Source organism: Pseudomonas sp. 32_A (assembly GCF_017490905.1).
GTDB classification, from domain to species: Bacteria; Pseudomonadota; Gammaproteobacteria; order Pseudomonadales; family Pseudomonadaceae; genus Aquipseudomonas; species Aquipseudomonas inefficax.
This window is the reverse complement of the sequence record NZ_JAFGYI010000010.1, coordinates 129,622-139,761: the sequence shown is the minus strand read 5'-3', so window position 1 is coordinate 139,761 and position 10,140 is coordinate 129,622. Positions and strand designations below refer to the sequence as shown.

The 10,140-nt window shown below is 63.8% G+C and carries 8 protein-coding genes and 1 pseudogene; 8 read left to right on the top strand and 1 reads right to left on the bottom strand.

What is annotated here, in order from left to right:
* Positions 1-276: pseudogene (locus J5M58_RS27890) on the bottom strand (DotU family type IV/VI secretion system protein); the annotation flags it as partial.
* A 396-nt stretch (positions 277-672) separates the two neighbouring features.
* On the opposite strand from J5M58_RS27890, the gene J5M58_RS08930 reads away from it, so the two are divergent.
* From J5M58_RS08930 to J5M58_RS08895, 8 genes are all read left to right on the top strand, one after another.
* A complete protein-coding gene (locus J5M58_RS08930) occupies positions 673-1,413 on the top strand; it encodes a gluconate 2-dehydrogenase subunit 3 family protein (RefSeq protein WP_207877906.1) in 741 nt (246 codons plus the stop codon).
* Between the two features lie 3 nt (positions 1,414-1,416).
* On the top strand, positions 1,417-3,201 hold the full coding sequence (locus J5M58_RS08925) for a GMC family oxidoreductase (RefSeq protein WP_112252449.1): 1,785 nt from the start codon (positions 1,417-1,419) through the stop codon (positions 3,199-3,201).
* A gap of 12 nt (positions 3,202-3,213) precedes the next feature.
* Positions 3,214-4,458, top strand: a complete 1,245-nt coding sequence (locus J5M58_RS08920; protein ID WP_112252448.1) for a cytochrome c — start codon at positions 3,214-3,216, stop codon at positions 4,456-4,458.
* 272 nt (positions 4,459-4,730) lie between these two features.
* Positions 4,731-5,750, top strand: coding sequence for a LacI family DNA-binding transcriptional regulator (locus tag J5M58_RS08915; RefSeq protein ID WP_112252447.1), 1,020 nt, complete (start codon positions 4,731-4,733; stop codon positions 5,748-5,750).
* A gap of 70 nt (positions 5,751-5,820) precedes the next feature.
* Positions 5,821-6,609 (top strand): TIM barrel protein, encoded by a 789-nt coding sequence (locus J5M58_RS08910; RefSeq protein WP_112252446.1) that lies wholly within the window; start codon positions 5,821-5,823, stop codon positions 6,607-6,609.
* On the top strand, positions 6,602-7,552 hold the full coding sequence (locus J5M58_RS08905) for a sugar kinase (protein WP_112252445.1): 951 nt from the start codon (positions 6,602-6,604) through the stop codon (positions 7,550-7,552). The genes J5M58_RS08910 and J5M58_RS08905 overlap by 8 nt, the downstream gene beginning before the upstream one ends.
* A 58-nt stretch (positions 7,553-7,610) precedes the next feature.
* On the top strand, positions 7,611-8,903 hold the full coding sequence (locus tag J5M58_RS08900; protein ID WP_207877904.1) for an MFS transporter: 1,293 nt from the start codon (positions 7,611-7,613) through the stop codon (positions 8,901-8,903).
* 11 nt (positions 8,904-8,914) lie between these two features.
* On the top strand, positions 8,915-9,877 hold the full coding sequence (locus J5M58_RS08895) for a D-glycerate dehydrogenase (protein ID WP_112252443.1): 963 nt from the start codon (positions 8,915-8,917) through the stop codon (positions 9,875-9,877).
* Positions 9,878-10,140: the final 263 nt, after the last annotated feature.

Below are 10,140 nucleotides of genomic sequence, written 5' to 3'. Positions count from 1 at the left end.
CTGCAGGGCCTTGTGCACCTGTTCGATGTTGGGTAGGTCATCCAGCGTTTGCAGGCGAATGGCCAGGCCGAACAGCGGGTTGGCCGCGTCAAGCATCAGGTTGGCGAAGCCGCCGCGAAGCTGGAAGCCGGGGTCGGCCGGGTAGCCAGGAAGATCCATAGCGTGCCCAGGTCCGGTGCTGGAGCGAGGTTGCTGGCTCCCTTGGATATCCTCCAGCAGGACCGGTTTTTTCTTCCTGTGTACTGCTTTTACAGATACATCGGGCTCATTGGACATCCGTAATCCTCGTTTGTCGGCGCGCCATTGCTGCGTAGTGGCATGAAGTATCCATGCGGATGTCGCAGGCATTTGGCTGAAGCCCGAACCTAAACCAGGAATCAATCTATCGGGAATCCCGAAACGTCCGATGCGATCGTAGGAATTTTCTTCTTTTGTGCATTTAGAATCTGAAGATGCAGCTCAAGGCGTGCTGAGTGTGAAAAATACCTTGGCTGGATGCAAAGGCTTAGGGGCATCCTTAATGACAGGCAAGTACGGCATGAAACCGGTTTCAAAACATTTCTGAACACGCTAGATTATCCGGCTGTTTTCTTGATGGCCCATCAAGACCACCCCCGTATTGAAAACCAGATGGCGCTTTTCAAGGCCGCACACAGCCGATGAGGATTCGCAATGCCTGAGCATGCCCCAGACAACCCGCGCAGGGATTTTCTGCGCAAGACCTTGACCCTGATCCCCGTGGTCACCGTGGCCAGCACGGGGCTTGGCGTGGGTGCCGGTCAGCTGCTTGCGGCCCCGCAACATGAACCCAAAGTGCCGGCAACGCCACCAGCGGGCAACTACCAGCCGACATTCTTCACTGCCGAGGAGTGGGCTTTCGTGCAGGCAGCCGTCTCGCGCATCATCCCGGCCGACGAGCTTGGCCCTGGCGCACTTGAAGCCGGCGCTGCGGAATTCATCGACCGGCAGATGAATACCCCCTACGCAACCGGCGCGCAGTGGTACATGCAAGGCCCGTTCAAGGCCGACGCCGCGCCTGAACTGGGTTACCAGCTGCAACTCAGCCCGCAACAGATCTACCGCCTGGGCATCGCCGCCGTGGACGGCTGGTGCAAGGCCAATTCCGGGCAAGTTTTTGCTGCGCAAGATAGCGCTACCCGGGACCACGTTCTCAGCAAGGTCGAGTCTGGAGAGCTGGTTTTCGACACCGTGCCGGCCAAGGTGTTCTTCAGCTTGCTGGTGCAGAACACCCGTGAAGGGTTCTTCTGCGACCCGATCCATGGCGGCAACAAAGGCATGGTCGGCTGGACCCAGATCGGCTTCCCCGGCGCCCGCGCCGATTTCATGGATTGGGTCGAGCGCAACGAGCCTTACCCGTTCCCGGCTGTTTCGATCCGTGGCGAGAGGGCCTGAGGCATGGCGACCGTGATGAAGAAAGTGGACGCGGTAATCGTGGGCTTTGGCTGGGCCGGGGCGATCATGGCCAAGGAACTGACCGAAGCCGGGCTACAGGTAGTGGCCCTGGAGCGGGGGCCGATGCAGGACACCTACCCGGAAGGCAGCTACCCGCAGGTGATCGACGAGCTGACCTACAGCGTGCGCAAGAAGCTGTTCGTCGATGTGTCGAAGGAAACCGTCACCATCCGCCATGGCATGAACGACGTGGCACTGCCCAATCGCCAGCTCGGTGCCTTCCTGCCGGGCAAAGGTGTAGGTGGCGCAGGCCTGCACTGGTCTGGCGTGCACTTCCGGGTGGACCCGATGGAGCTGCGCATGCGCAGCCACTACGAAGAACGCTACGGGCGCAAGTTCATCCCTGAAGACATGACTATCCAGGACTTCGGGGTCAGCTACGAAGAACTGGAACCGCATTTCGACTTCGCCGAAAAGGTATTCGGTACCTCTGGCCAGGCGTGGACCGTCAATGGCCAGGTCGTTGGCGAAGGGAAGGGCGGCAACCCCTATGCGCCGGACCGTTCCAGCCCGTTCCCGCTGCCTTCGCAGAAAAACGTGGTGTCGGCCAGGCTGTTCGAAAAGGCGGCGGCCAGCCTGGGCTACAAGCCCTACAACTTGCCCTCGGCCAACACCTCCGGCTCTTACACCAACCCCTACGGGGCGCAGATGGGGCCGTGCAACTTCTGCGGCTTCTGCAGTGGCTACGTGTGTTACATGTATTCCAAGGCCTCGCCCAACGTGAACATCCTGCCGGCGCTGCGCCAGGTGCCGAACTTCGAATTGCGGCCCAACGCCCATGTGCTGCGGGTGAACCTGGATGACAGCAAGCGCAAGGCCACCGGGGTGACCTACATCGACGCCCAGGGGCGGGAAGTGGAGCAGCCGGCGGACCTGGTGATCCTGGCGGCGTTCCAGTTCAACAACGTGCGCCTGATGCTGCTGTCCGGCATCGGCAAACCCTACGACCCCATCAAGAACGAAGGTGTGGTCGGGCGTAACTTCGCCTACCAGAACATGGGCACGGTCAAGGCGTTCTTCGACAAGGACACCTACACCAACAACTTCATCGGCGCCGGTGGCAACGGTATCGCCATCGATGATTTCAACGCCGACAACTTCGACCATGGCCCGCACGGTTTCGTCGGCGGTTCGCCGATGTGGGTGAACCAGGCCGGCACGCGGCCGATTGCCGGTGGCGCGACCCCGCCGGGCACACCGGCCTGGGGCAGCGCCTGGAAGAAGGCCACCGCCGACTACTACACCCACCAGGTGTCGATGGACGCCCACGGCGCTCACCAGTCCTACCGCGGCAACTACCTGGACCTCGACCCGACCTACCGCGACGCCTACGGCCAGCCGCTGTTGCGCATGACCTTCGACTGGCAGGAAAACGACATCAGGATGAACCAGTTCATGGTCGACAAGCTCAGCAAGATCGCCCAGGCGATGAACCCCAAGGCTATTGCCGTGCTGGGCAAGAAGGTCAAGGACCACTTCAACACTGCCAGCTACCAGACCACCCACCTGAACGGTGGCGCGATCATGGGCACCGACCCGAAAACCAGTGCGTTGAACCGCTATCTGCAGAGCTGGGACGTGCACAACGTGTTCGTTCCAGGGGCTTCGGCGTTCCCTCAGGGGCTGGGTTACAACCCGACCGGGCTGGTGGCTGCGCTGACTTACTGGTCGGCCCGCGCCATCCGCGAGCAATACCTGAAAAACCCTGGTCCGCTGGTTCAGGCTTGAGGAGCGATGCGCATGAAGACAATGTTGATCGCAACCCTGCTGGGTGCCAGCGTGGCTGCACAGGCTGCGCCAAATGACGATGCGCAGGTGCGTCAGGGCGAGTACCTGGCCCGCGCCGGCGACTGCGTCGCCTGCCATACCGCCGAAGGCGGCAAGCCATTCGCCGGTGGGCTGCCGATGGAAACACCGATCGGCACGGTGTACTCAACCAACATTACGCCGGCGGCCAGTGGTATCGGCCAGTACAGCTTCGAAGACTTCGACCAGGCGGTGCGCAAGGGCATCGGCAAGGACGGCAGCACCCTGTATCCGGCCATGCCATACCCGTCCTATGCGCGTGTCAGCGAGCAGGACATGCAGGCGCTGTATGCCTACTTCATGAAGGGCGTGGAACCGGTCGAACAGCCGAACAAGGCCAGCGACATCCCCTGGCCACTGAGCATGCGCTGGCCGCTGGCGATCTGGCGCGGGTTGTTCGCGCCAGAGGCCAAGCCCTGGCAGGCATCGGCGGCGGCCGACCCGGTGGTCAACCGCGGTGCCTACCTGGTCGAGGGCCTGGGGCACTGTGGTGCGTGCCATACGCCGCGGGCGCTGACCATGCAGGAAAAGGCACTGAGCCCACAGGATGGCGAGCAGTTTCTGGCTGGCAGTGCACCGCTGGAAGGCTGGATTGCCAAGAACCTGCGTGGTGACCACAAGGACGGCCTCGGTAGCTGGAGCGAAGAGCAGCTGGTGCAGTTTCTGAAGACTGGTCGTAGCGACCGCAGCGCCGTGTTTGGTGGCATGAGCGACGTGGTCGAGCACAGCATGCAACACCTGAGCGATGCCGACCTGACTGCTATCGCCCGCTATTTGAAGACGCTGCCGCCAAGCAACCCTGACGACCGGCCGCACGTGTACGACAAACAGGTGGCGGATGCCCTGTGGAAGGGCGACGACAGCAAGCCCGGGGCGGCGGTGTACATCGACAACTGCGCAGCCTGCCACCGTACCGATGGCCAGGGCTATACCCGCGTGTTCCCGGCCCTGGCCGGTAACCCGGTGGTGCAGACGACGAATGCCACATCGCTTATCCACGTGGTATTGGCGGGGGGCACAGTGCCGGCGACGCACGCGGCACCGTCGAACTTCACCATGCCGGCGTTCGGCTGGCGGCTGAGTGACCAAGAGGTTGCCGAGGTGGTGAACTTCATTCGCACCAGTTGGGGTAACCAAGGGGATGCCGTCACCGCCGATGATGTGAAATCCCTCCGTTAACTGCATCCCTCTGTCTGCAACCCCCAATCCACTGTGGGAGCGGGTTTACCCGCGAATGCGTCGGCACATTCGCCATCGCATTCGCGGGTGAACCCGCTCCCACAGGGTTTCTCGTTTACTTTCTATATTTATCAGTTAGTTAAAGCGTATTTTTACTGCATTTACTACGCATGAATATCGCACTCCCGACCAACGGCATGTTGACGAACGCGTGTGATTTTGCTGTATTGAAACCGGTTTCATCGCTATCACAACAATCATAAGGACAGCCCATGACCGACGCGCCTGCCCATGCCCGCGAACGGGTCACCATCAGCGAAGTAGCGCGTGTCGCTGGCGTTTCCAAGGCCACCGTCTCCCGTTACATCGGGGGTGATCGCCAGTTGCTCGCCGAAGCCACAGCCAAGCGCCTGGAAGAGGTCATCGAGCGCCTCGGTTACCGCCCCAACCAGATGGCCCGTGGTCTGAAGCGCGGCCAGACGCGCCTGATCGGCATGCTGGTAGCCGATATCCTCAACCCCTATTCAGTGGCCGTGATGCATGGCGTGGAAACTGCCTGCCGCCAGCACGGCTACAGCCTGGTGGTGTGCAACACCAACCGCGACGACGAGCAGGAGCGTCACCACCTGGTGGCCCTGCAGTCCTACAACGTCGAAGGGCTGATCGTGAACACGCTTGGCCATCACCCCGGCGAATTGCTCCACCTGCAGCGCGACATTCCCATGGTGCTGGTCGATCGCCAGTTGCCCGAACTGAATGTCGACCTGGTGGGCCTGGACAATGCCGACGCGGTCGAGCAGGCCCTGGACCACCTGCAGGCGCAAGGCTACCGCGACATCATGGCGGTCACCGAGCCGCTCGATGGCACCAGCTCGCGCCTGGAGCGGGTACAGGCGTTCGGCACGTCGGTCAGCCGTCGCCATGGCATGCGCCAGCAGGTGCTGGAAGTCGGCCCCGGGCTGGATGACCAGCTGGCTTCGTTCCTCGCCGGCAGGGGCCATGGCCCGCAGGCCATCTTCACCTTCAACGGTGTCGCCACCCTGGCCGTGAGCCGGGCCCTGCACCAGACAGGGTGCAATCTGTTCGCGGACGTCGGGCTGATCGCCCTCGACGACCTCGACTGGTACCCCTTGGTCGGCACTGGCATCACTGCACTGGCCCAGCCCACCGAGCGAATCGGCGTGGCAGCATTCGAGAGCCTGCTTGGCCGCCTGCGCGGCGACAGCGGGGCAGCCCGGCGCATCGACTTCAAGGCCGAGCTGATCATCCGAGGTTCAACCCAGCCACAGTAATCACAGGCAGGCACCTCCCTGCCTGCCTGTTGTCAGCAAAAATGAAACCGGTTTCAAAAGGACAACAACAATGCACTCGAACCCCGTTTCCATCAGCCTCTCCAGCTACGGCGCCGACTTTGTCCGGCAGCGTGGCCAGGAGCACTTCCTTGGCCTGCTGGCTGCCGCCGGCGTCACCCGCGTGGAACTGCGCGAAGAGCTGTTCACCCAGGCGCCGGACACCGCGGTGCTGGCTGCAGCCATTGCCGCACAGGGACTGGAGTGCCTGTACTCCACGCCCCTCGAATTGTGGACCGCACAAGGCGTGCCTGACCCGCAATTGGCGCACAAACTGCAAACCGCCCGAGCCCTTGGCGCGGTAGCGCTCAAGGTTTCCCTGGGCCACTACCACGCCGGCTGTGACGTCGCGGCCTTGGCGACGCTGTTACCGGTGCACGGGCCGTTGCTGCTGGTGGAGAACGACCAGACCACCCAAGGTGGGCGAATTGAACCCCTGCAGCAGTTTTTCCAGCGCGCCGACGAGCTCGGGCTGACCCTGGGCATGACCTTCGACATCGGTAACTGGCAGTGGCAGGGCGAGCCTGCCCGGCACGCCGCACGCCAGCTTGGCCGCTGGGTGCGCTATGTGCACTGCAAGGCCGTGCAGCGCCGGCCCGATGGCCGCCTGGTAGCCGTCCCGCCAGCGACCGCGGACCTGCAGGAATGGGCTGAGCTGATGGCCGAGTTCACCCCCGGCGTGGCGCGTGCTGTCGAGTACCCGTTGGTGAGCGACGATCTGCTGGCGCTGACCCGTGACCAGGTGCGCGACCTGGCGGCGCTGGGGCAGGGCGTATCGAGTGAGGAGCTGAGCCATGCATGAACATGACGTGTTGTGTTTCGGCGAGACCATGGCCATGTTCGTCGCCGAGCAGGCCGGCGACCTGGCCAGTGTCGGCCAGTTCGGCAAGCGCATTGCCGGCGCCGACAGTAACGTGGCCATCGGCCTGGCGCGGCTGGGCTTCAAGGTTCGCTGGCTGAGCCGGGTGGGCGACGATTCGCTGGGCCGTTTCGTGCTCGATAGCCTGCGCCGCGAAGGCCTGGACTGCTCCGGTGTCGAGGTGGATGCCAGCTACCCCACCGGCTTCCAGCTCAAGGCCCGCTGCGATGACGGCAGCGACCCGGCGGTGGAGTACTTCCGCCGTGGTTCGGCAGCCAGCCAGCTGTCGCCGGCGCTGCTGCGCCCGGGCTTTGTGCAAGCCCGCCACTTGCACGCCACCGGCATCCCGCCGGCGCTGTCGGAGGGCTGCCGGGCGCTGTCCCATGCGTTGATGGATGCAATGCGTGCCGCCGGGCGCAGCATCTCCTTCGACCCCAACCTGCGCCCCTCGCTGTGGCCTGACCAAAGCAGCATGGTGCGCGAAGTCAATGCCCTGGCGGCCAAGGCCGACTGGGTGCTGCCAGGCCTGGAAGAGGGCCGCCTGCTGACCGGCCAGCACACCCCGGCAGACATCGCCGCGTTCTACCTCGACCAAGGGGTGGAACTGGTGGTGATCAAGCTGGGCGACGCCGGTGCCTACTTCCGCAGCGCCAAGGGCGAGGGCCAGGTGGCATCAGTACCGGTCAGCCGGGTAGTAGACACCGTTGGCGCCGGCGATGCCTTTGCCGTCGGCGTGCTCAGTGCGCTGCTGGAGGGCCACCCGGTAGCCGAGGCAGTGGCGCGTGGCAACTGGTGCGGCAGCCGCGCCGTGCAGTCGCGTGGCGACATGGAAGGGCTGCCGCTGCGCCATGAGCTGCAAGCCCACGACCTGCGCAGAAGCGCGTGAAAACTTGATCCCGAAACACCTGTTGCAACAAAAACAACAAGCTCAGGAGAAACGAACCATGCAAAGCCAAGGCCTGGCACCTCGCCGCTGGTGGTACATCATCCCGATCGTGTTCTTCACCTATAGCCTGGCGTACCTGGACCGCGCCAACTACGGGTTCGCCGCCGCTTCCGGCATGGCTGAAGACCTGCACATCACCCCCGCACTGTCTTCGCTGCTGGGGGCACTGTTCTTCCTTGGTTACTTCTTCTTCCAGGTGCCTGGCGCCATCTACGCCGAAAAGCGCAGCGTGAAGAAGCTGATCTTTGTCTGCCTGATCCTCTGGGGTGGCCTTGCCACGCTCACTGGCGTGGTCAGCAACGTCTACATGCTGATCGGCATCCGCTTCCTGCTCGGGGTGGTGGAGGCGGCGGTGATGCCGGCCATGCTGGTGTACCTGTGCCACTGGTTCACCCGCGCCGAACGTTCGCGCGCCAATACCTTCCTGATCCTCGGCAACCCGGTGACCATCCTGTGGATGTCGGTGGTGTCGGGTTACCTCGTCAAGCATTACGACTGGCGCTGGATGTTCATCATCGAAGGCCTGCCCGCCGTCATCTGGGCGTTCTTCTGGTGGCGCCTGGTGGATGACCGCCCGGCCCAGGTGAACTGGCTGAGCGAGCAGGAAAAGGCCGCCCTGGAGCAGGCGCTGGCTGCCGAGCAGCAAGGCATAAAGCCAGTGAAGAACTACCGCGAGGCGTTCCGCTCGCCGCAGGTGATCATCCTTTCGCTGCAGTATTTCTGCTGGAGCATTGGTGTGTATGGCTTCGTGCTGTGGTTGCCGTCGATTCTCAAGCAGGCGGCCAACCTCGACATCGTGCAGGCCGGCTGGCTGTCGTCGGTCCCTTACCTGGCGGCGGTGCTGGGCATGGTCGGTGTGTCGTGGGCATCTGACCGGCTGCAGAAGCGCAAGCGCTTCGTCTGGCCGCCACTGTTGATCGCCGCCGTGGCGTTCTATGGCTCCTACGCCCTGGGCAGCGAGCACTTCTGGCTGTCGTACGCGTTGCTGGTGGTCGCCGGCGCCTGCATGTACGCACCCTATGGCCCGTTCTTCGCGATCGTGCCCGAGATCCTGCCGGCCAACGTCGCCGGTGGTGCCATGGCGCTGATCAACAGCATGGGGGCGCTGGGCTCGTTCGGTGGCTCGTGGCTGGTGGGTTACCTCAATGGCGTCACGGGCGGGCCCGGTGCCTCCTACCTGTTCATGTGCGGTGCGCTGCTGGCCGCAGTGGCGCTTACCGCCGCACTCAACACTTCCCAGACATCTGGCCGGGCCAAGCGCGGCAACTCGCGTCTGGCCATGAACCATTAGGAGCCTGTGCAATGAAGAAGCGAATCGTGCTGTACAAACGCCTGTCCGACGACTTGATGGCACGCCTGCAAGAACGCGTCGAGGTGACCTGGGTGGATACCTCCGGGCCCGATGGCCTGGCCCGCCTGCGCGATGCTTTGCCCGGCGCGCACGGGCTGCTGGGGGCCAGCCTGCGCCTGGACGCCAGCCTGCTCGACCTGGCGCCACAGCTTGAAGTGGTGTCCAGCGTTTCGGTCGGGGTGGACAACTACGACATCGCCGAACTCAGCCGGCGCGGCGTGATGTTGACCAATACGCCGGATGTGCTGACCGAAACCACCGCCGATACCGGCTTTGCCTTGATCCTGGCCACCGCCAGACGGGTTGTGGAACTGGCGAACTGGGTGCGAGACGGCCACTGGCAGGCCAACCTTGGCCCGGCGCATTTCGGCAGCGATGTGCACGGCAAGACACTGGGCATCGTCGGCATGGGCCGTATCGGCGAGGCCTTGGCCCGACGCGCCGCGGCCGGCTTCGGCATGCGTGTGCTGTATCACAGCCAGCGTGCCAAGCCTGAGGTGGAGGCGCGCCATGCTGCGCGTCAGTGCAGCCTGGACGAGCTGTTGCAGCAGGCAGATTTCGTTTGCCTGACCGTGCCGCTCAGTGCCAGCACCGAAGGCCTGATCGGCGCGCGGGAGCTGGCGCTGATGAAACCACAGGCAATCCTGGTGAACATTTCCCGCGGGCGCGTGGTGGATGAGCCGGCGCTGATCGAAGCGTTGCGTGCCCGACGCATACGCGGCGCCGGCCTGGATGTATTCGCGCAGGAGCCGTTGTCGGCGCAGTCGCCGTTGTTGCAACTGGACAACGTGGTGGCGACCCCGCATATCGGCTCTGCGACCGAAGAAACCCGCCAGGCCATGGCGCGCTGTGCGGTGGACAACCTGCTCAGTGCCCTGGCTGGTGAGCGCCCGGCCAACCTGGTGAATGGCTGACGCCAGATTCACAGGCCTGCGGGGCCCCTGTGGGGAGCGGGCATGCCCGCGAAGCAGGCGACGCGGTAGACACCGGCTGCGCCGGTGTTCGCGGCTAAAGCCGCTCCCACAGATACGGCGCATTCCTTCAGCTGATGGGGGAGCTCTGTGGGAGCGGGCATGCCCGCGAAGCAGGCGACGCGGTAGATGGCACCGGCTGCGCCGGTGTTCGCGGCTAAAGCCGCTCCCACAGATACGGCGCATTCCTTCAGCTGATGGGGGAG

Excerpts from the sequence above, each read along its gene's own strand:
- J5M58_RS08910 (WP_112252446.1), top strand. The coding sequence starts at position 5,821 with ATGCACTCGAACCCCGTTTCCATCAGCCTCTCCAGCTACGGCGCCGAC.
- J5M58_RS08920 (WP_112252448.1), top strand. The coding sequence starts at position 3,214 with ATGAAGACAATGTTGATCGCAACCCTGCTGGGTGCCAGCGTGGCTGCA.
- J5M58_RS08900 (WP_207877904.1), top strand. The coding sequence starts at position 7,611 with ATGCAAAGCCAAGGCCTGGCACCTCGCCGCTGGTGGTACATCATCCCG.
- J5M58_RS08895 (WP_112252443.1), top strand. The coding sequence starts at position 8,915 with ATGAAGAAGCGAATCGTGCTGTACAAACGCCTGTCCGACGACTTGATG.
- J5M58_RS08925 (WP_112252449.1), top strand. The coding sequence starts at position 1,417 with ATGGCGACCGTGATGAAGAAAGTGGACGCGGTAATCGTGGGCTTTGGC.
- J5M58_RS08930 (WP_207877906.1), top strand. The coding sequence starts at position 673 with ATGCCTGAGCATGCCCCAGACAACCCGCGCAGGGATTTTCTGCGCAAG.
- J5M58_RS08915 (WP_112252447.1), top strand. The coding sequence starts at position 4,731 with ATGACCGACGCGCCTGCCCATGCCCGCGAACGGGTCACCATCAGCGAA.
- J5M58_RS08905 (WP_112252445.1), top strand. The coding sequence starts at position 6,602 with ATGCATGAACATGACGTGTTGTGTTTCGGCGAGACCATGGCCATGTTC.